Source organism: Streptomyces daliensis, from assembly GCF_054782395.1.
Window position 1 is genome coordinate 40,565 of record NZ_BAAGSO010000107.1, and the last position, 20,907, is coordinate 61,471.

A 20,907-nucleotide genomic window follows, 5' to 3' on the forward strand; every position below is an offset into this window, starting at 1 on the left:
CGTCAGCGCGACTTCACGCCTGGGTTCGACGGGCTCGGCCCGCTTCGCCGGCAGGGTCGGTCAGCCCTGTGCCTCGGCCCACGCGGACAGTTCGGACTCGGCGGCGGCCAGCAGCCCTGGCGACGGGGACGGCGCGCCGTTGGTGACCAGCGCCGCGTGCATGGTGCCCGCGGGCGCGGACGAGGTGAGCAGCAGGCGGCGGCTGCCGGTGCCGCCGGGCTCGGGCGCGACGGCGACGGGCGTGGTCCGCGTGTATGCGGGCGGCCCGTGGACGGTACCGAGGTCGGAGACGACGGTGGTGTCGCCGGTGCCGAAGGACGCGGGCAGGTGCAGCTCGGTCGGCGCCTCCTTGCTGTCGGACCGCCACAGCAGGACGCCGTACTGCCCCGATCCCACCAGTTCCGCGAGGTGCGGCAGGGAGTCGGGGACGGGGTTCCAGGTGAGGGCGGCGGAGCCGTCGCGTGAGCGGTCCTCGTAGGTGAAGCCGAGGGTGCGGCCCGCGGTCGCTGCGGGGTACAGGCGGTCGAGGAGGCGGGCGTCCTGGCGCAGTGCGGCCTTGCCGGAGTCGTCGAGGCGGACGGCGGACAGGTCCTCGTCGTTCCAGGCGTCGCCCTCGGTGCGGACCTTGTCCGGGTTGCCGTTCATCAGCTCGTGGTGGCGGCCGTTGTAGATGTCCCACTGCCACTGCGTACCGGAGAGGACGGGGCCCGAGTCCGTGGGGTCCGACCACCAGTCGGCTCCGGGGAGGCGGGAGTCGAGCGCCTGGTACATCGCCTTGTAGACCGTCGGCGCCTTGTCGGAGACGGCCCCCTTCAGGGGGTGCCCGAACTCGCTGACGACGGCCGCCGTGCCGGAGTCGTCCGCGCGCTCGCGCACGGACTCGAAGTCGCCGGTGTACTGGCCGTCGCGCGCCTTGCCCGGCATGAAGACGCCGGAGATGGCCTTCTGGTCGTAGAAGTGGGTGTTGAAGACGTAGCGGGGCCCCAGGGTGCCCGCGTCCAGGAGGCCGCCCTCCTCCTTCTGGAAGGAGAGGTTCGCGTTCCAGAAGAGGTTGGGCTCTACGTAGGCGGGCTTTTCCCGCCACCCGGCCGCGTCCATGCGGGCGCGGAACCTCTCGTAGAAGGGCCACAGCACGTCGCGCTCCCACGTGCGGCTGTTCTGGCCGGAGTCGTAGCTGCCCGCGTGGGGTTCGTTGTACGGGTCGAACCCGGCGACGGCCGCGAACTCCTCCGCGCTCAGGTGGTCTGCGAGGTAGGCCATGGTGGTCTCGGCGGTGTCGAGGAACGCGTCCTGGACGCCGTGCTCGTTGTGCCAGAAGTCGTACGTGGCCTGCTTCACGGCCTCGTTCTGGGTGATGTTCTGCCCCCAGAAGAAGCAGATCCCGCAGGACTCCCTCGGATACCCGCCCGCCTCGACGGCCCAGGCCGGGGCCCCGTCGCCGGTGTACCAGCTCTCCTCGTGGAACAGGTGGCGCGAGTAGAGGTCCTGGTGGAAGTCGGGGAAGACGCGGATCCCGGCGTCGAGGAAGGCGCGCATCTGGGCTGTGACGTCGGCGAGGTACGCGGTGTCCACCCGTCCGCGTTCCGGCTCGGCGTACGCCCAGGACAGCAGGAAGCGCACGGTGTTGCCGCCGCCGAGGGCGCGCAGCGCCGCCGCGGACTTCTCGGCGTCGGCGACGGAGGCGAAGGGCAGGCCGCCGTTCTCCTCCAGCTTGGTCTCGCCGGAGACGTTGTAGCCGCGCAGCACGGCCTCGCGGCCGAGCCCGTCCGTGAAACGGCCGTCTTCGGCGGTGAGGGTGGCCGTGGCGGGGCCGTCGAACCACAGGGAGTCGGGGAGGGCTTCGGCGGCTGAGGACGCGGGCGCGGGCGCGGATGAGGGCGGGGACGCGGTCGAGGGCGGGGCGCCCGCGAACGCCAGCAGCCCGGTGAGGAGCGCGGCCAGCGCGGCGGCGAGGGGGCGGGGTGGTCGGTGGTGACGGGGCGGATGGGGCGGACGGGGCGGTCGTGGGTGACGGGAGGGGCGGTGGGCCCAGCGGAAACCACGGAACGCACGTCGTCCATGCACACGCCTGTTCGCCATGGCCATTACAATTCCGGGCTCGCGGGAGTCCCGTCAACACCTCCCGCGCTTACCCGCAACACGGGCGTCTTCGGCCCGTGGCCGGTGTGGCGGTGCCACAGGCGGCGCGGCGAGGGGCAGGGTGGGGGACCGTTCTTGTCCGTTCCGTCCGACTGCTCCCCTTTGCCCCCCGGCCCCCCGACCCCGGCCCCGAATCCCCACTGTCAGCCAACCTCCGCCCGCGATCCGGAGACGCACGATGCCCCGTCCCCCGCTCAGGCCCATCCGGTCACTCCGGCCGGTCCGGCCCCTCAGCCCGGCGCCGCAGGACGGCCGGGCCCGCCCCGTGACCGTGGCCGCCACGGTGAGCCTCCTGCCGCTCTGCGCCGCCGTGTTCCTCCTGGACATGGCCCTCGTCCTCGGGCGCCGTACCGACTTCGTCGACCGTCCCGTGCTGACCGGGGCCGTCGCGTCCCGTCACCAGGCCCTCGACGGGCTGATGACGTTCGCCACCGACAACTCGAAGGTCCCGCTGATCATCGTCTCCGTGCTGGCCACCGCGCTGCTCGGGCTGCGCGCCCGCTCGTGGCGTCCGGTGCTGCTGGTGGCCGGGGCGGGGGCGCTGTCGGTGGGGGCTGCCACACTTGTCAAGGAACTCACGGACCGGACCCGCCCGCCCGCCTCCTTCTGGGCCGTCCCGGAGAGCGGCTTCTGCTTCCCCTCCCGGCACACCACGATCGCCGTCGCCGTGCTGCTGGTGCTGGCCTACGTGTTCGCGGGCCATCTGCGCGCCCGCTCGCGTGCCGCAGCCCTCGCCGTATGGGCGGGGGCGCTGGGCCTGGCGCTGCTGGTGGGCGTCAGCCGCGTGTATCTGGGCGTGCACTGGGCCACCGATGTGCTGGGCGGCTTCGCGCTCGGGGCCGTCGTGGCCCTGCTGCTGATCGTCCCTGACACGGTACGGCGGCACCGGGGGCGGCAGCGTCCCTGGCGACGCGGTGCCGACTGGAGCCGCAGCACGCTTCCGCCCGTGCCCTGAGCGCGGGCCCCTGAGCGCGGCCCCGCGCGGGCCCCAGCGCTGAAGGGGGCCGGAACCGGACCGGGGGCCGGTGAGGCGGGCCCCGTCCGGGCGCGGGCGGCGCGTGCCGGTCCATTGATCACACGATCGTGGGGCCGGACGCACGCTGGAACGGTTCGCCTGCGCGGCCTGTGCGTACGGTCCCCGGCATGGACGACCCCATGACGGCCAGGGCAGCCGTGGTCACCGAACTCCGGCTCTCCTCCTACCGTTCCCTCCGTGGCCTCGTCGTCCCCCTCACCCCCGTCACGCTGCTGACGGGACCCAGCGGAAGCGGCAAGTCCACCGTCCTGGAGGCGTACGAAGCACTCGCGCGCCTCGGCGGCGGCGAAGCGCTCGGCGAGGTCTTCGGCACCGTGAGCGGCGGCCCGTCCGCCTACGTACCGCAGCGCGCACGCCCCGACGGCCAGGGCAGACGCGGCTTCCGGCTCGGCTGCACCGTCGACGGCCCGGCGGGCACGGTCCACTTTGACGTCGCCGTCCAGGCCGAACCCGAACTGCGCATCGCGGGCGAGCGGCTGACGGGCGCCGGCGGCCGGGCGCTGCTGTCCACCGCGCTGCGCGATCCCGCCCGTCGCACCGTCCAGGCCGAGTGGCACACAGCGGGCGCCACCCGCGTCACGCGAGCGCCGCTCCCCGACGACCGCCTCGGCACGGCACTGCTGCCCCTGCGCGTCGCGGGCACCACCGAGGGACAGCGGCACGTGCTCGCCGCCGCCGAACAGGTCGTCGTCGCGCTGCGCTCCGCCTTCGCCTGCGACCCGCGCCCCGAGACCATGCGCGATCCGGTCGCCTACGCCGACGGCATGCTGCGCGGCGGCTGCGACAACATGGCGGCGGTGCTGCGCCGTACGCGTACGGAGTGCGGCACCCGGCACGCGGCCCTCGTCGACGCCGTACGCGCGGGCTGCGCGGGCCCCGTCACGGGGCTGACGGCCGACCTGATCACCGTCACGGGGGTCACAGGGGCCAGGGGCGGCATGGGGCGGGGGCAGCGCTGCGGCGACCCGCACGACCCCCGGCTCGTAAGGGCCCTGGTCGAGCGCGGCCCCTGCACGCCCGGCACGCCCCTGGAATGGCTCGGGGACGGCGAGCTGCGCTACACGGCCCTGGCCCTCGTGCTGCTCACGGGGCCCGGCGTGCTCTCCATGGACCCGGCCGACGAGGTGCTGCCCGCGCGGCAGGCGCTGACCGTCCTCGCGGACGGCATGGACCGGGCCATGGACCGGCGGCAGTCGGCCGAACTGCGGTCGCTGGCCGCGCGCATGGGCAGGCGCGGACACGTCAGGCTGCTCGGCACGGTGCGGGACGCGGACGAGGTGCGGGGCGTGGGCGACAGCGCGGGTGCGGAGGCGGGCGGGGACGGGGGCGAGGGCAAGGAGGAGGTGGCGGGGGTGTCACTGGTAGACCTGGGGGAGTGAGCGATACCCCTGACACCCCCACTTCTGAGATCCCCGCATCCGGCACTCCCGCTGCCGACGGCGCCGAAGGCCGCCCCACGGTGCGCCAACTCCAGGACCGGCTGGCCGAGTTCGCCGCCGCGCGCGACTGGCGGCAGTACCACACGCCCAAGAACCTGGCGGCCGCGCTGAGCGTGGAAGCGGGCGAGCTGGTGGAGATCTTCCAGTGGCTGACGCCCGACGAATCCGTACGCGTGATGGAGAAGCCCGACTCCGCAGCGCGCGTCGAGGACGAGGTGGCTGACGTGCTCGCCTACCTCCTCCAGTTCTGCGAAGTGCTGGGCGTCGACCCGCTCTCCGCGCTCTCCGCGAAGATCGAGAGGAACGAAAAGCGTTTCCCGCCCCCCGGAAACGGTCACTCTATGGAGTGACGGAGAAGCCCGCGTAGGGCTTATTATCCACAGATTTCCCAAACCCCCTGGCGGAAGAGCCCATTGACGGTCACGCTGGGTAGCGACCAGTGGAGGGGGAAGGCAGATGGATGCGGAACGTCTCATCGAAGCCACCCGGTACGCGCTAGCCGAGAGCAAGGCCGTGCCGGACATCGTGGCCGAGGCGTGGCAGGCACAAGCGCTCGCGGAGGCGGTCGGCAGCCACCTCGCGATAAACGGGCCACCAACGGTCCGCTCCGAGGCCCTCGGCCTCAGCGAAGCGGGCAGCCGTGCCTGCGGTTCGCTCCATCACCCCGCGCTGCGCGCGGACGGCGTGCGCGCCACCCGGCTCACCATGATCGGGGACGCCCGCTGCACTCTCCTCGATCTCGCCGGACTGCTGGGGGAGACGGGCGCGGCCCTCGTCTCCGTCGCGGTCTCGGCGGACGAGGAGGGGCTGTACTGGCAGTGCGTCGAAGCCATCGACGCGGCGGACGAGTCGGGCGATCGCGTCATCGGCATACTCCGCAGACTCGCCCTGCGGGAGAGGGGAGGCGTCGCATGAACACGCCACGCCCTGCGGAGCTGTCCCCTCGCACCACGGGCCCGTCCCCTCGCGCCATGAGACCGCTCCCTCGCGCCGCGGGCCCGCCGCAGCCACCCTGTCCGCCGCGCCCGCCGCTGAGACCCGGTGCGCCACGGCCGAATGCCTGGTCGCGGACCCTGCCGACTGCGGGGCGGGGACCGCCACGGTGCAAGATGGAAGCATGGACCTGCGCATTTTCACCGAGCCCCAGCAAGGGGCCAGCTACGACACCCTGCTCTCCGTCGCCAAGGCCACCGAGGATCTCGGCTTCGACGCCTTCTACCGCTCCGACCACTACCTCGTCATGGGCGACTCCGACGGTCTCCCGGGCCCGACCGACGCCTGGATCACCCTCGCCGGGCTCGCCCGGGAGACCAGCCGTATCCGCCTGGGCACGCTGATGACCGCGGCGACCTTCCGTCTCCCCGGTCCGCTCGCCATCCAGGTCGCGCAGGTGGACGCCATGTCGGGCGGCCGGATCGAGCTGGGCCTCGGCTCGGGGTGGTACGGCGAGGAGCACTCGGCCTACGGCATCCCGTTCCCCAGGGAGAAGTTCGGGCGGCTGGAGGAACAACTGGAGATCATCACCGGGCTGTGGGGCACCCCGGTCGGTGAGAAGTTCCAGTTCGAGGGGACGCACTATCAGCTCAAGGACTCACCCGCGCTGCCCAAGCCCGCGCAGCCGAAGGTCCCCGTGCTGATCGGCGGCCTCGGCAAGGTGCGCACACCACGGCTGGCCGCCCGCTTCGCAGACGAGTTCAACATCCCGTTCGCCTCCCTCGACGACACACGCGCACAGTTCGCCCGCGTACGTGCCGCCGCCGAGGAGCACGGACGGTCGGCGGACGAGCTGGTGTATTCGAATGCGCTGGTCGCCTGCGTCGGCAAGGACGACGCCGAGGTCGCCCGCCGCGCCGCGGCCATCGGAAGGGAGGTGGAGGAACTGAAGGAGAACGGTCTCGCGGGCTCGCCCGCCGAGGTCGTCGACAAGATCGGCCGTTTCGCCGAGGCCGGGACCTCCCGGATCTACTTCCAGATCCTGGACCTGGGCGACCTCGACCACCTTGAGCTGATCGCCCGCGAGGTGGGGACGCAACTGTCGTGACACGTCCCGCGCTCCCGCTCCGTACGGCGCTCGCCCAGGGACCGGTGGCCCTGGACGGCGGGCTCTCCAACCAGTTGGAGGCACAGGGCTGCGATCTCTCGGACGAGCTGTGGTCGGCCCGGCTGCTGGCCGACGGCCCGGGACAGATCGAGGAGGCCCACGCGGCGTACGTACGGGCGGGGGCGCGTGCGCTCATCACCAGCAGCTATCAGGCGTCGTTCGAGGGCTTCGCGCGGCGCGGCGTCGGCCGCCGGGAGGCGGAAGGACTGTTCCGGCGCAGCGTGGAGCTGGCGCGTTCCGCCTCGGGGGACGAGCCGGTGTGGGTGGCGGCCTCGGTCGGCCCGTACGGCGCCGTACTCGCCGACGGCAGCGAGTACCGAGGGCGTTACGGGCTGAGCGTGCCGGAGCTGGAGCGTTTCCACCGGCCGAGGGTGGCGGCACTGGTGGAGGCGGAGCCCGATGTGCTGGCGCTGGAGACGGTGCCGGACGTGACCGAGGCGGAGGCGCTGCTGCGGGCGGTGGAGGGCTGCGGCGTCCCGGTGTGGCTGAGCTACACCGTCGAGGGGGGACGCACGCGGGCGGGGCAGCCGCTGGAGGAGGCGTTCGCGCTGGCGGCGGGCAACGACCAGGTGGTCGCCGTCGGGGTGAACTGCTGCGACGCCGCCGAGGTGGACGCCGCCGTGCGGGCCGCGGTGGACGGCGCGGGCAAGCCCGCCGTCGTCTACCCCAACAGCGGCGAGGGCTGGGACGCGCGGGCCCGCGCCTGGCGGGGCGCCGCGACGTTCGACCCGGCGCGCGTCGCGGGCTGGACCGCGCGCGGCGCCCGGCTCGTCGGCGGCTGCTGCCGGGTCGGCCCGGCCCGGATCGCGGCACTGGCGAAGGGACTGGCGGTGGGGTGAGGGGTGGGGTGGGGGAGGGGGGAGGGGCCCCTCCCCCCAGTGCGGGGCCCGGATGCGCCCACCCCCTCCCGTTCCCACTCCACCCCACCCCTCACCCCCCGACGCGTTCATCGTTCCGCCCGCGTGTCGCGCGGTGCTCGGAGAGGATGGGGGGATGGGTTTCCATGTGAACTCCGAGACCGGGCGGCTGCGCCGCGTCATCCTGCACCGGCCCGATCTGGAGCTGAAGCGGCTCACCCCCACCAACAAGGACGACCTCCTCTTCGACGACGTCCTGTGGGTGCGTCGCGCACGTCAGGAGCATGACGCGCTCGCGGACGCGCTGCGCGACCGCGGCATCGCCGTCCACCTCTTCGGTGAGCTGCTCGGCGAGACCCTGGCGATTCCCGCGGCCCGTGCGCTGGTGCTGGACCGGGTCTTCGACGAGAAGGAGTACGGGCCCCTCGCCACGGACGTGCTGCGCGCGGCCTTCGAGGAGCTGCCGTCGTTCGAGCTGGCGGACGTGCTGGTGGGCGGTATGACCAAGCGCGAGTACCTGGAGCGGCACCCCGAGCCTGTCTCGGTCCGCTTCCATGTGATGGAGCTGGACGATTTCCTCCTCGCGCCGCTCCCCAACCACCTCTTCACCCGCGACACGTCGGCCTGGGTCTACGACGGTGTGTCCATCAACGCCATGCGCTGGCCCGCGCGCCGCCGCGAGACGGTGCACTTCGAGGCGATCTACCGGCACCATCCCCTCTTCACGGGCGCGGAGGCGGGCGGCTTCCATGTCTGGTCGGAGGGGCAGTCGGCCTACCCGTCCACCATCGAGGGCGGGGACGTGCTGGTCATCGGCGACGGCGCCGTGCTGATCGGGATGAGCGAGCGGACGACGCCGCAGGCCGTCGAGATGCTGGCCCGCGGCCTCTTCGCGGCGGGCTCGGCCCGCAGCATCGTGGCCCTGGACATGCCGAAGCGCCGTGCCTTCATGCATCTGGACACGGTGATGACGATGGTCGACGGGGACACCTTCACGCAGTACGAGGGGCTGGGCATGCTCCGCTCGTACACCATCGAGCCGGGTGTGGGCGACAGCGAGCTGAAGGTCGCCGATCATCCGCCCGAGCACATGCACCGCGCCATCGCCGCGGCCCTCGGGCTCGACGGCGTCCGGGTGCTGACGCCCAGCCAGGATGTGCACTCGGCTGAGCGCGAGCAGTGGGACGACGGCTGCAACGTGCTGGCCGTCGAGCCCGGAGTGGTGCTTGCCTACGAGCGGAACGTCACCACCAACACCCATCTGCGCAAGCAGGGCATCGAGGTCCTGGAGATCCCGGGCAGCGAACTGGGCCGGGGCAGGGGCGGGCCGCGCTGCATGAGCTGTCCGGTGGAGCGGGACGCGGTCTAGAGTCCGCTCACTCCCCCTCGGCCCCCCTCAGCCCCTCTCACCTCGTGTTCCGTCGGCCCGGCCCCCGGCTGGTGGTGCGTGAAGTAGTGGGCGAGGGCGGGGTCAGGGGCCGGTACGTCGGTGGGGACGCCGCCCGCGCGCAGTGACGCCGTCGCGGCGGCTCCGGCGGCGACGGCCTCGCGGGCCGCGAGCGGCGAGGTGTCGGTGGGGCCGCCCTCGGCGACGAAGCGCAGGAACTCCGCGACGAGCGCACCGTCCGCGCCGCCGTGCCCGAGCAGCGCGTCCGGTGCGGCGATCTCCTCGGTGTGGTCGGCCTCGGGGCGGTAGCCGGAGCGGCGGCGGTTCCACACCTTGAGCGTGGCCGGGGCGCCCTCGAGTCCGTCGCCGAAGTTCTCCAGCCGTCCCTCGTCACCGATGACGGTGTAGTTGCGCCAGTAGTCGGGGGTGAAGTGGCACTGCTGGTAGCTGGCCAGTACGCCGTTGTCGAGGCGGGCGAGGAGCAGGCTGATGTCCTCGACGTCGACGACCGGGTTCAGCCCGGTGAGCGCGGCGGGCGGCCACACGTCCGGGTCGAACCAGTCCGGCATCCGCGCCGAGCCCGGCCCGCTCCCGTCGTCCCCGTCACCCGGCCCGCTCCCGTCGTCCCCGTCACCCGGTCCGCCCCCGTCACCGCCCCCGTCACCGCTCCCGTCCCCACCGTCCGGCATGCGGCGCGGGTTGGACCCGTACACCGCGAGGTCGCCCATGGCGGTGACCCCGCGCGTGTGGCCCCCGGCCAGCCAGTGGATGACGTCGAGATCGTGTGCGCCCTTCTGGAGCAGCAGCCCCGTGGTCCTGGCGCGTTCGGCGTGCCAGTCCTTGAAGTAGTAGTCCCCGCCGTGGCCCACGAAGTGGCGGCACCACACCGAGCGGACCCGCCCGATCAGCCCGTCGTCGATCAGCCGCCGCATCCGGCGCAGCACGGGCAGGTGCCGCAGGTTGTGGCCGACGTACAGCCGCGTGCCGGAGTCCCGCGCGGCCCGCAGCAGGTGGTCGCAGTCGGCCATGGTGATGGCGAGCGGCTTCTCGACGAACACCGCGACCCGCGCGGCGAGGAAGAACAGCGCGGGCCGCAGATGGAGGTCGTCCGGGGTGAGGACGAAGACGGCGTCGAGGCCGTCGGCGAGCATGTCCTCGTAGTTCTCGTGCACGGCGGTGCCGGGCCCGAACAGGCCGAGCGCGTCGGCGCGGCCCCGTGGGGAGGGATCCGCGCAGGAGACGACCCGTGCGACGCCCGGACGGTGGGCGTGGGCCGCCAGCGGCGCGCGCTGGCCGACCCCGACTACCCCGATCCGCAGTTCATCCTGCGGCGAACTCCGCAGTTCACTCATGAGCGCGCGCCCTCCCGCTCAGTGGCCGAGCGTCGCACGCAGCGCGGGCTGGAGGGCGTCCCCGTGCGCGCGCACCATGTCGTCGCACAGGTCCCAGATGCGTTCGACGGGCAGCGTCGCCGCGGTGGCCGGGTCGGCCATGGCGGCGCGCCGGATGTGGCGCGGCTCGTTCTCCAGCGCGGCCCGTACGACCAGCTCGTTCATGTGCAGATAGTTGCTGTTGAGGGCCGCGCACTGCGGGGGCAGGGAGCCGACGCGGGTGGGCTGTACGCCGAGGTCGTCGACGAGGCAGGGGACCTCGACGACCCCGTGCGCCGGCAGGTTGTCGATCAGGCCGTGGCCGTGGTTGGGCACGTTGCCGTAGACGGTGCGGGGTGTGCCCGTGGTGATGCTGTGGATGATCTGGGGCGCGTACTCCATGGTGCCCTCGACGGGGAGGGGGTCCCCGGCTTCGAGCGCCTCGCGGGTCTTCTCGTACGCGGCGACGTTCTCGTCCACGATGTCCAGGTAGGCGCCGACGGGCAGCCGCAGCCGTTCGATCTCGCTGTCGTGGTGCAGGTACCAGGGGACGTACTCGGAGGAGTGCTCGCTGGTCTCGGTCGGGTAGTAGCCGAGGCGCCGGTACATGTCGACGCGTACCCGGCGCCGCAGTTGCGGGTCCTCGGCGACGAGTGCGTCGAGCCGCGGGTACAGGTCCACACCGTTCTGTTCAAAGCGGAGCACCCACGCCTGGTGGTTGACCCCGGCGGCGCGGTAGCTGACCTCCTCGTACGGGACCTTCAGCAGCTCGCACAGGTCCCGCATGGTCCAGTACACCGAGTGGCACAGGCCGACGACGCGGGTGAGGCCCGTGGCGCGGGTGAGGTACTGGACGTTCATCGCCATGGGGTTGGTGTAGTTGAGCAGCCAGGCGTCGGGGCACAGCTCGGCGATGTCCTCGCCGAGGGCCTTCAGCACGGGGAAGGTGCGCAGGGCCCGGAAGATGCCGCCGATGCCGAGGGTGTCGCCGATGGTCTGGCGCAGGCCGTAGCGGGCGGGCACGTCGAAGTCGGTACGGGTGGCTTCGCGCATGCCGACCTGGATGATGTTGATGACGAAGTCGGCCCCGTCGAGTGCCTCGCGCCGGTCGGGGTGCGCGGTGATGCGGGGTGCGGCGGCGCGGGTCTCGGAGATGAGGTCGGCCGCGGCGTGTGCGGTGGCCAGGCGGTCGGCGTCGATGTCGTGCAGGGCGATGTGGACGTCCTTGAGTTCGGGGAACTCGAAGAGGTCGGCGAGCAGGCCCTGGGTGAACACGACGCTTCCCGCGCCGATGAACGCGATCTTCTTGGCGGCGGGCCCTGCTTTCGGACCCGTGGCTGTCTTCGGGGTCGTGGCTGTGGTCGGGGTGGTGGTGGTCGTCACCGTGGTCGTCCTCACTGGCTTCGTCACTGGTTCTACTGGTTCTCTCGGTTGCGGGTCGCGGCGGCGAGGGCCTCGTCCCAGGTCGGCTGTGCCGTGGTGCCGCCGTGGGCCCGGGTGGACAGGGCGCCGCAGGCGGCGGCGAGTTCGAGCGCCTGCTCGGGCGGCAGCCCGGCGAGGACGGCGGCGAGGTAGCCCGCGTTGAAGCTGTCGCCCGCGCCGACGGTGTCCAACGGCCGCACGGGCGTGCCCCGGGTGCGCAGCGGGGTGCGCCCGTCGTAGGCGAGGGCGCCCTTGCCGCCGTTCTTGACGATCACGCGCGGGCCGTACGAGGCGAGCCGTGCCGCGGCCGACTCCAGGGACACGGCGGAGGGTCCCGCCAGGGCCAGCGCCTCCTGCGCGTTGGGCAGCAGGAAGTCGACGAGCGGAAGCACCGTCGCCAGCCCTGCCGGGTCCCACTGGCCGTCGGGGTCGTCGTTGGTGTCCAGGGAGGTGGTGGCTCCGTGCGCGCGCGCCGTCTCCAGCAGCCCCGGCAGTCCGGCGGCCAGCTCCGGCATCAGGAAGTAGGAGGCGGCGTGCACGTGCCTGCTGCGCGCCAGCAGGTCTTCCGGTATGTCGTCGGGACGGGTGGCGCCGAGGGTTCCGGAGGCGGTGAGGATGGCGCGGTCGTCGTCCCGGGTGATGACGGCGGTGAGCGGGGTGGGCAGCGCGGGGTCGACGCGCAGCGCCTCGGTGTCGACGCCCAGCGCGTCGAGCCGGGCGCGGACGAAGCGCCCGGCGTCGTCGTCGCCGATCCGCCCCGCGAAGGCGACGCTGAGGCCGAGTCTGGCCGCGCCGCACGCGGTGATCGCGGCGGAGCCGCCGAGCGTGAGCATGCCGGTGGAGACGAGCTGTTCGCGCTGTCCGAAGGCGAGGGGCTCGTGCAGCGGGCCGAGGACGACGTCCGGGTTGGCGTCGCCGATGACGAGCAGGTCGAAGGTGTGCGGCATGAGCTGTCCTTGCCGTGCGGTGGTGTGGCCGGGGTTCGGGAACGGGGCGGGGGTGTGGCGCTAGCCCTTGAGCCCGCTGGAGGTGATGGACCGGATGAACGACTTCTGCGCGGCCAGGAAGGCGAGCAGCACCGGCAGCACGGTGATCACGTTGCCCGCCATGACGGCCGCCCACTGGGTGTGGTGCACGCCCTGGAACGTCGTCAGCCCGAGCTGGAGCGTGTAGTGGCTGTCGTGGTGGATGGCGATGAGCGGCCAGGTCAGGTCGTTCCAGGTGGTGAGGAACGTCAGGACGGCGACGGTGCTCAGCGCGGGCCTGGACAGCGGCAGGACGATGAGGAACAGCACCCGCAGCCGTGAGCAGCCGTCGAGCCAGGCGGCCTCCTCCAGCTCCCTGGGCAGGGAGAGGAAGAACTGCCGCAGCAGGAACACGGCGAACGGTGTCACCAGCGACGGGACGATCAGCGCGCCCAGCGAGTCGATGAGCCCGAGTCGCTTCATGACGAGGAACGTCGGGATCATCGTGAGCTGGAAGGGGATCGCCATCGTGCCCAGCATCAGCACCAGCAGGAGCCGGGAGCCCGCGAACCGCATCCGGGCGAACGCGTAGCCGCCGAGCGCCCCGAACAGCAGGTTGGAGGTGACGGTGACGGCGGAGACGATCAGCGAGTTGGCGAACCACTGGGGGAAGAGGGCGTTGCCCAGCACGTAGCGGTAGCCGTCGAGGTGGATGCCCGAGGGCCACAGGGCCGGCGGGAACCTGTTGATCTCGGCGTTGCTCATCACGGAGCTGAGCAGCAGCCACAGCAGGGGGAGGGCGAAGAGCAGGGCCAGCGGGGCCAGCACCAGGTGCCAGGGGCTGAACGGCAGGCGTACGCGGAGACGGCCGCGGGCGCCGCGCGGTGTGGAGGTCGCGGTCATCGTGCTGCCCCCTGAACAGTGCCGGTGCTGGTGGCTGTGCTGGTGGTGGTACTGGTTCCGGCGTCGCTGCCACTGCCGGTGCCGCTCTCGGCGCCGTCACCGTCACCGTCACCGGTGCCGTTGCGACGGCGACGTACCAGCCGCAGGCACCCGGCGATCGCGAACAGCGCCAGGGCCAGCACATACGCGGCTGCCGCGCCGTAGCCCGCGGTGAAGTTCTTGAACGCCTGCTCCCAGATGAAGTAGACGATCACGGTGGTGGAGCCGAGCGGCCCGCCCTTGGTCGTCACGTACACCAGGTCGAAGACCTGGAGCGCGTTGATCGTCTGCCACAGCAGCAGGAACACACTGACCGGCAGCAGCGTGGGCAGGACGACGTGCCGCAGCAACTGCCGTCTGTTCGCGCCGTCCAGCCGGGCCGCTTCGGTGAGGGACTGCGGTATGTCCTGGAGCGCGGCGAGGTAGATCACGACGCAGAACCCGGTGCCGCTCCACAGGGAGATGGCGACGAGGACGAGCAGCGCCTGGCCTGGGTCGGTGAGGAAGCCCTGCGGTGAGACGCCCAGGGAGTGCAGCACCGCGTTGGCGGCGCCGAACTCCGGGTCGAGGATGAAGGAGAAGAGCACGCCCTGGGCCGTGGCCGACACGATGAACGGAACGAAGATCAGGACGCGGTACAGGCCGACCAGCCGGATGCGCCGGTTCAGCAGGAGGGCCAGCGCGAGGCCGAGTCCCATGCTGAGGGGCACGTAGAGGACGGTGTAGAGCACCGTGTTGCGTATCGCCTGGCTGAAGTGCGGGTCCTGGCTCAGCGCGCGGTAGTTGTCGAGCCCGACCCAGCGGCTCGGGGTGATCAGGTCGTCCGCCTGGAAGGAGAGCAGCAGGGACCAGAGGACGGGGACGACGCTCAGCCCGAGGATGATCAGGACGGCGGGGGAGACGAACAGGTACGCCGTCCAGGAGCTGTCGGGCCCGCGGCGGCGCTTGCGGCCCGGTGCTTTCCGTCCGTCGTCCGGCCGGTCGTCCTGGCGGCCATGGCGCTGGCCGCGCCGCTGACGGCCGCGTTCGCGTGCGTCGTCGGACAGCGTGAGGGGTGCGGGAAGAGAGGGCATGGGCTGATGACTCCTCAACGCGGGATGATCAACGCGGCGTTGGCCTGGTCGGCGCAGCGGCGCAGTGCCGCGGCCGGTGTGCTCTTGCCGAGAAGTACGGAGACGATGGCTTCGCCCAGCGCCGCTGAGATCTGCGCGTAGGCGGGGTGGACGGGCCGTACGCGCGCCGTCTCCAGCGTGTCGGTGAACGTCCGCAGGCCCGGTGTCCCGGCGCTCTTCTTCCGCCAGGCGGGCAGTGCCTCGGTGCGGCGGCTCAGGGGGAGGCTGCCCGCGTCGATGTCCCAGCGGACGTCCTGTTCGGGCTGCGTCAGCCATCTGACGAAGGTCTGCGCGGCCTTCAGCCGTGCGCCGCCGTTGTCGAAGACGGCCCAGGTGTCGGGCCCGGAGATGGTGAGGGGGCGTCCGCTGTAGCTCGGCAGCGGCACCACGTGGTAGTCGACCTTCGCCTGCTGGATGTCAGGGAGCTGCCAGGGCCCCGTGACGGCCATGCCCATGCGCCCGGAGAGGAAGACCTGGTACATCTGGTCGCTGCCGGGCTTGGGGTCGATGTAGACGCTCTTGTCGCGGGCCAGCGCCGCCACCGTCTCCAGGGCGCGGACCCCGGTGTCGGCGAAGCCGATGCTGCGGCCGTCCTCGTGGATGACGTCGCCGCCCAGGTCCCACACCATCGGCCACAGCCGCCACACCGTGTCCTCGTCGCCGACTCCGGGCCAGCCGGTGCCGAAGACGCCCCGCTCCCGGTCGGTCAGCCGCTTGGCGACGTCCTGGAAGTCCCGCCAGCGCCAGCCCGGTTCGGGCAGCGGCACCCCGGCCTCGCGGAAGAGTTTCTTGTTGCACACGACGGCGAGGGAGTCGAGCAGCGCGGGCGCGGCGCGCACCTGCCCTTTGACGGTGACGGCCGCGCGCGCCGCGGGCCAGTAGTTCTTCCAGGGGGTGGGGCCCTCGTCCATGGTGTCGGTCAGGTTCGCGACCTGGGGGCTGAGGGCGACGCCCGCGAGGTCCGAGCCGAAGATGTAGGCGATGTCCGGGTAGGCGCCGGAGGCGAGCGCCGCGGTCACCTTCTGGAGCATCGCGTCCGCGACCACACCGGCGCCGGGGACGACGCGGATGTCCGGGTGCTCCCTGTTGAACCGGTCGACGAGCGCCTCGATCGCCGTGCGGGCCGTGTCCGTCTGCCCGTGCCACAGCTCGACGGTGACGCGCCCGCCGCTCTCCCCGCCCGCCGCCGCACCGTCGCCGCCGCAGCCCGCGAGCGCAGCCGAGGCGAGGGCCGCGCCCGCCGCCGTCGCGCCCTGCCGCAGGACACGGCGCCGCGAGGGCCGCCCGCGCGTGTGCTGACCGTGCCCGCCGCGCTGACCGGGCTGACGGAGCTGACCGAGCTGACGGTGTGCCATCTGGAACCTCCACGGGAGGAACGGGGGAGTGGGTGGCGTGGGGGCGATGCGGGGTGGCGTGGGGGAGGCCGCGAGAACCGGGAAAGCCGGGAGCACCGCGAGAACCGGGAGGGGGTCCGGGACGCATCGTGGGGCCGTCCCGCTAGGGGATACGGGACGGCCCCACGGGCCACCGGCAGGGGGAGCCTGCCGGTGGCGGAAGGAGGGGAGCGGCGGGCCGCCGCGGGGGAGGCGGCCGGAGCCCCGGTGCACGGTTCACGGCCCTGGACCGCTTCCGTGCCCGGCTCCTGGCCTGGACCGGCGTGCCGGCCGCGGGCAACCCTCGTGGTCGAACGATGGGACGGCCGGGCGATGGGGTGGCCGTCCGACGGGGCGGCCGGACGGCCGGACCGTCGGACCGTCGGCACCCCTTCGGGGCGGCGCGTCGGCGGTCCTCGGGCCCGGAGCGGCCGTCGGAGGTCCCGACGTCCCGCGTCCCGTCAGCAGGTCTCGCGCAGGTAGTCCGCGTGCCCGATGGGCCTGACGTCCTTGTCCCGGCGCACGATGCTCAGCCGGTCGCTCCACCCCTCGCAGGCGGTGGCCAGGCCCTCTGCCGAATACTCGATGACGATGACGTGGTCACCGAACTCCTCGACGTAGCCGTCGCACTCGGTCCACTTGCCGCACTCCTCGGCGATGGCGAAGTCCAGGCCCACCGACTCGCGGTCGGCGGAGAGTTCGACGGTGTTCTTCTGCGCGACGGCCAGGTTCCGCTCGTGGGCGTGGTCGGCGATGAGGCCCAGGAGGGACTTGGCCTGCTCCGGGGTGAGGTAGTCGGCGTAGCGGTCGAAGGTGTCGTAGTTGTCGGGCTCGACGGCCTGGAAGCCCTTCTCGGCGCACTCGTCGACCCAGCCGTTGACCTTCTTCGCGATGCGCTCGCGCTTGTCCTTGGTCGTCAGGTCGAGGACGGCCTCGCCCCACTCGCTGTCGTACACGACCTCGCCCGCGTCGTCGCGCAGCAGCAGGTCGGAGTCCCACTCCTCCTCCGCGCCGGGCTGCGTCTGGAAGGCGTTGACGTAGCAGATGTTGTAGAGGCCGTCGGCCGGGGTGCTCTCGTGCGCCCGGCTGACCACCTCGACGCCGTCGGGCGGGGTGTAGGCGCCGCCGATCTGGTAGTCGAAGTCCGCGTGCGTGGGGGGCAGGGTCACCGAGGTGGGCGCAGCGGCCCTGGCGGTGTCCGCCGCGGGTCTGACGGCGTCCGCCGCGGTGGGCATCAGCACCCCGCCCGCCACGGCTGCGACGACCGCGGCAAGGGTGGCGAGACCTCGACGAGAACGAAGAACACGGGGGGTGTTCATCATCGAACTCCTGATGATCTGGGGGTACGTCCCCGCCTCGGACGCTGACAGCGATCCTGGCGACTTTGTCCGGACTGGTGGTGTGCACCACCGTGTACCGGCTAGGCGTACCTCTGACGCAGGGAGCGCGTCCGTGCGTCGACCGTAGTAAAACGAGCACGATCGGGCGTGTCAAGAGTAGGAAAGTGCGCGCGATGCGCCCGTTCCGCACAGTTTCGCGCAGTGTGTCGGAGGGGGCGGGTCTTCGCGGGGAAGGGGTCTCCGGGGCCGGTGAGCGGAAGCCCGGAGGACTGCCTTACCGTATACAGATACGGTCAATCGTATAGACTTCCGTCCTTCGTACCTGTCGAACGCGGCGTTCCCGGCCGAGCGCGGCGATAGCCACCTAGGAGCCCCTCATGGCGACACACCTCAAGGGCCGCCACTTCCTCAAGGAACTGGACTTCTCGCCGGAGGAGTTCCGTCATCTGCTCACGCTCGCGGCGGAGCTGAAGGCCGCCAAGAAGGCGGGCACCGAGCGGCAGCGGCTGCGCGGGCGCAACATCGCCCTCGTCTTCGAGAAGACCTCGACCCGCACCCGCTGCGCCTTCGAGGTCGCCGCCGCCGACCAGGGCGCCGCCACCACCTACCTCGACCCCTCCGGCTCGCAGATCGGGCACAAGGAGTCCGTCAAGGACACCGCCCGGGTGCTGGGCCGGATGTTCGACGGGATCGAGTACCGGGGCAGCGGCCAGTCCGTCGTCGAGGAGCTGGCCGAGTACGCCGGGGTCCCCGTCTTCAACGGACTCACCGATGAATGGCACCCCACCCAGATGCTGGCCGACGCGCTCACCATGACCGAGCACGCGCCCGGCAAACCACTGGAAGAGCTGGTCTTCGCCTACCTCGGCGACGCCCGCTCCAACATGGGCAACTCCTACCTCGTCACCGGCGCACTCCTCGGCATGGACGTGCGCATCGTCGCGCCGCGCGGCCTGTGGCCCGAGGACACGGTCGTCGCCGAGGCCCGCGCGCTCGCCGGGCGCACCGGCGCGCGCGTCACGCTCACCGAGGACGTGGCCGAGGGGGTGCGCGGCGCGGACTTCGTCGCCACCGACGTGTGGGTCTCCATGGGGGAGCCCAAGGAGGTCTGGGACGAGCGCATCGCGCTGCTGCGCCCGTACGCCGTGACCATGGACGTGCTGCGCGCCACCGGCAACGACCACGTCAAGTTCCTGCACTGCCTGCCCGCCTACCACGACCTTGGTACCGCGGTCGGCAGGGAGATACACGAGCGCCACGGGCTCGACTCCCTGGAGGTCACCGACGAGGTCTTCGAGTCCGCCGAGCACTCCGTCGTCTTCGACGAGGCGGAGAACCGGATGCACACGATCAAGGCCGTTCTCGTCGCGACGCTCGCGGGCGACTGACCGTCGCCCGAGGCGGGGTGTGCGCATAGTCATACACGGTTATGCGGAACCATTCATTCCGCATGGTTACGATGGAAGCGTTCCGAGGGGTCAGGGCACCGCGTCCGGGCCCCTCTCCTTTTGCTCCACCGGAAAGACCCGCCATGCCCCGTCCCGGACTCCGCGTCAAGTCCCCCGATCTGCTCGTCGCCGAGTCCGGCGCCGACCGCGAGGGCCACGGCCTCAAGCGCACCATCGGCCCCTTCCAGCTCGTCTGCTTCGGCGTCGGCGCGATCGTGGGCACCGGCATCTTCGTCGGCCTGTCCGACACGGTCGCCGAGGCGGGGCCCGCCGTCATCATCTCCTTCGTGCTCGCGGCCATCACCTGCATCTTCACCGCCTTCTCCTTCGCCGAGCTGGGCGGTGCGATCCCGGTCTCCGGCAGCTCGTACTCCTACACCTACGCCACCCTCGGCGAGCGCGCCGCCTTCCTCATCGGCTGGTGCCTGCTGCTGGAGTACGGCGTCTCCGTCTCCGCCGTCGCCATCGGCTGGGGCCAGTACCTCAACGAACTGCTCCACAACACCATCGGCTGGCAGATCCCCGCCGCGCTCGCCGACGCACCCGGGCACGGCGGCGTCGTCAACGTCCCCGCCGTCATCGTGCTGCTGCTCGCCGCGACGCTGCTGGTGCGCGGCGTACGGGAGAGTGCCCGCGCGACCGCCTCGATGGCCGTGATCAAGATCGGCATCCTGCTGCTGTTCTGCGCCATCGCCTTCACCGCGTTCGAGGCGGGCAACCTCAGCCCCTTCGCGCCCGAGGGCATCGGCGGGATCGGCGCGGGCGCCTCGCTCGCCTTCTTCTCCTTCATCGGCTTCGACGCGATCTCCACGGCGGGCGAGGAGGTCAAGAACCCGCGGCGCAACATCCCGCTGGCCATCCTCGTCACCATCGGCGTCGTCACCCTCCTCTACTGCCTGGTCTCCGTCGCCGCGCTCGGCGCGATGCCCTGGCAGGACGTCGGCGGCAAGCCAGCGGCGCTCTCGCTGATCGTCAACCACGCGACGGGCTCCACGTTCGGCAGCACCGTCATCGCCGTCGGCGCGGTCGTGGCCATCGCGTCCGTCGTGCTCGCGGTGATGTACGGGCAGACCCGCATCCTGATGTCCATGTCCCGCGACGGGCTGATGCCGAAGGTCTTCGAGCGGGTCTCGCCGAAGACGGCGACGCCTGTGGCGAACACCTGGATCGTCGCCGTCGTCTTCGCCGTGCCGGCGGCCGTGGTGCCGCTCGACGTCGTCCTCGACATGACGGTGATCGGCACGCTGGCGATCATGGCCGTGGTCAACGTCTGCGTGATCGCCCTGCGGCGCTCCCGGCCCGGTCTCGAACGCCGTTTCCGGGTGCCCATGTATCCCGTGGCGCCTGTGCTCGGGGTCGCCTTCAGCGTCTACCTCATGTGGGGGCTGCCCTGGTTGACGTGGGTCCAGTTCGCGGGCTTCCTCGTCGTGGGCCTGCTCCTGTACACCTTCTACGCCCGCCCCCGCTCCCGCCTCTCCCTTCGCGGGGTGCGGAATGAAACGTAGGGTTGCCCTTGCATGCTGGTGTGCCCCTTCACGGGGTGCGGGGTGATGGTCACACGGGGTGCGCGTCTCTTGTAGGGGTGCGCCTGCTGTGGGTGCCCCTTGGGGGTTCGTTCGCGTGGTGCGGGCCGGTGGCACGGGTTGTGCCCACCCTCCCCCAGCTACCGCTGGGAGGTGCCCCCTCGCCAGCGGGACGATTGCCCACAACTTTGGCGTGCCGTCGCACGGGGTGCTGTCATGTGGCTTGGCGCCGTGTTCGGGTGCGGGCCGGTGGCTTCGGCGCGGCGTGTGGTGCGGTAGTACGCGGCTTGCGCCGCGTGATTCTGGGTTTCGGCCGTGGTTGTGGGGGGCGTGGGTGCGGGGTGTCCGGTGCCGGGGTGGGGTGTCTCCTCGGCGTGAAGGTTTCGTTGTCGGCTTTACGCCGGTGACTTTCTCGACCTGCGGGGACACCCCACCCCGTCCCCGTCCCGCCGG

The 20,907-nt window shown here is 72.0% G+C and carries 17 protein-coding genes; 9 read left to right on the plus strand and 8 right to left on the minus strand.

Annotated features, from left to right (window positions below; translation table 11 throughout):
- Nucleotides 1-60 precede the first annotated feature (60 nt).
- Nucleotides 61-2,079: a cellulase family glycosylhydrolase gene (locus ACYVOO_RS29760; protein ID WP_461018823.1), complete on the minus strand. Its 2,019-nt coding sequence runs from the start codon at nucleotides 2,077-2,079 to the stop codon at nucleotides 61-63.
- A gap of 343 nt (nucleotides 2,080-2,422) precedes the next feature.
- Here ACYVOO_RS29760 and ACYVOO_RS29765 point away from each other — a divergent pair, with 343 nt between their 5' ends.
- The 7 genes from ACYVOO_RS29765 (at nucleotide 2,423) to ACYVOO_RS29795 (ending at nucleotide 8,941) form a co-directional block, all read left to right on the plus strand.
- Nucleotides 2,423-3,094, plus strand: coding sequence for a phosphatase PAP2 family protein (locus ACYVOO_RS29765; RefSeq protein WP_461018824.1), 672 nt, complete (start codon nucleotides 2,423-2,425; stop codon nucleotides 3,092-3,094).
- Nucleotides 3,095-3,282: 188 nt separating this feature from the next.
- On the plus strand, nucleotides 3,283-4,554 hold the full coding sequence (locus ACYVOO_RS29770) for an AAA family ATPase (protein WP_461018825.1): 1,272 nt from the start codon (nucleotides 3,283-3,285) through the stop codon (nucleotides 4,552-4,554).
- A gap of 29 nt (nucleotides 4,555-4,583) precedes the next feature.
- Nucleotides 4,584-4,964 (plus strand): nucleotide pyrophosphohydrolase, encoded by a 381-nt coding sequence (locus ACYVOO_RS29775; protein ID WP_461018928.1) that lies wholly within the window; start codon nucleotides 4,584-4,586, stop codon nucleotides 4,962-4,964.
- A 106-nt stretch (nucleotides 4,965-5,070) separates the two neighbouring features.
- Nucleotides 5,071-5,529: a DUF6099 family protein gene (locus ACYVOO_RS29780; RefSeq protein ID WP_453344490.1), complete on the plus strand. Its 459-nt coding sequence runs from the start codon at nucleotides 5,071-5,073 to the stop codon at nucleotides 5,527-5,529.
- 202 nt (nucleotides 5,530-5,731) lie between these two features.
- Nucleotides 5,732-6,655, plus strand: coding sequence for an LLM class F420-dependent oxidoreductase (locus ACYVOO_RS29785; RefSeq protein ID WP_461018826.1), 924 nt, complete (start codon nucleotides 5,732-5,734; stop codon nucleotides 6,653-6,655).
- On the plus strand, nucleotides 6,652-7,554 hold the full coding sequence (gene mmuM / locus ACYVOO_RS29790) for a homocysteine S-methyltransferase (protein ID WP_461018827.1): 903 nt from the start codon (nucleotides 6,652-6,654) through the stop codon (nucleotides 7,552-7,554). Before ACYVOO_RS29785 ends, mmuM begins: the two co-directional genes overlap by 4 nt.
- A 154-nt stretch (nucleotides 7,555-7,708) precedes the next feature.
- A complete protein-coding gene (locus ACYVOO_RS29795; RefSeq protein WP_461018828.1) occupies nucleotides 7,709-8,941 on the plus strand; it encodes an arginine deiminase in 1,233 nt (410 codons plus the stop codon).
- Here ACYVOO_RS29795 and ACYVOO_RS29800 read toward each other — a convergent pair.
- The 7 genes from ACYVOO_RS29800 to ACYVOO_RS29830 all read right to left on the minus strand — a co-directional run bounded on the left by ACYVOO_RS29800 (nucleotide 8,938) and on the right by ACYVOO_RS29830 (nucleotide 17,462).
- Nucleotides 8,938-10,311, minus strand: coding sequence for a Gfo/Idh/MocA family protein (locus ACYVOO_RS29800; RefSeq protein ID WP_461018829.1), 1,374 nt, complete (start codon nucleotides 10,309-10,311; stop codon nucleotides 8,938-8,940). The genes ACYVOO_RS29795 and ACYVOO_RS29800 overlap by 4 nt on opposite strands.
- Before the next feature lie 18 nt (nucleotides 10,312-10,329).
- Nucleotides 10,330-11,631 carry an alpha-galactosidase gene (gene melA / locus ACYVOO_RS29805; protein WP_461018929.1) on the minus strand — a complete coding sequence of 434 codons (1,302 nt, stop codon included), beginning with the start codon at nucleotides 11,629-11,631 and terminating at the stop codon, nucleotides 10,330-10,332.
- 113 nt (nucleotides 11,632-11,744) lie between these two features.
- The gene (locus ACYVOO_RS29810; RefSeq protein ID WP_461018830.1) at nucleotides 11,745-12,698 is read right to left on the minus strand and encodes a carbohydrate kinase family protein; all 954 of its coding nucleotides are present in this window, start codon (nucleotides 12,696-12,698) and stop codon (nucleotides 11,745-11,747) included.
- A 60-nt stretch (nucleotides 12,699-12,758) separates the two neighbouring features.
- Nucleotides 12,759-13,619, minus strand: a complete 861-nt coding sequence (locus tag ACYVOO_RS29815; RefSeq protein ID WP_461018831.1) for a carbohydrate ABC transporter permease — start codon at nucleotides 13,617-13,619, stop codon at nucleotides 12,759-12,761.
- A complete protein-coding gene (locus ACYVOO_RS29820) occupies nucleotides 13,616-14,731 on the minus strand; it encodes a carbohydrate ABC transporter permease (protein ID WP_461018832.1) in 1,116 nt (371 codons plus the stop codon). Before ACYVOO_RS29820 ends, ACYVOO_RS29815 begins: the two co-directional genes overlap by 4 nt.
- A 14-nt stretch (nucleotides 14,732-14,745) precedes the next feature.
- On the minus strand, nucleotides 14,746-16,125 hold the full coding sequence (locus tag ACYVOO_RS29825; protein ID WP_461018833.1) for an ABC transporter substrate-binding protein: 1,380 nt from the start codon (nucleotides 16,123-16,125) through the stop codon (nucleotides 14,746-14,748).
- Between the two features lie 479 nt (nucleotides 16,126-16,604).
- Nucleotides 16,605-17,462: an endo alpha-1,4 polygalactosaminidase gene (locus ACYVOO_RS29830; protein ID WP_461018834.1), complete on the minus strand. Its 858-nt coding sequence runs from the start codon at nucleotides 17,460-17,462 to the stop codon at nucleotides 16,605-16,607.
- Nucleotides 17,463-17,860: 398 nt separating this feature from the next.
- Between ACYVOO_RS29830 and argF the strand changes: the two genes are divergently transcribed.
- Together argF and ACYVOO_RS29840 are read left to right on the plus strand one after the other, a co-directional pair.
- Nucleotides 17,861-18,871 (plus strand): ornithine carbamoyltransferase, encoded by a 1,011-nt coding sequence (gene argF, locus ACYVOO_RS29835; protein ID WP_461018835.1) that lies wholly within the window; start codon nucleotides 17,861-17,863, stop codon nucleotides 18,869-18,871.
- Nucleotides 18,872-19,014: 143 nt separating this feature from the next.
- Complete coding sequence (locus ACYVOO_RS29840) at nucleotides 19,015-20,436, plus strand: amino acid permease (RefSeq protein WP_461018836.1); 1,422 nt, start codon at nucleotides 19,015-19,017, stop codon at nucleotides 20,434-20,436.
- Nucleotides 20,437-20,907 lie beyond the last annotated feature (471 nt).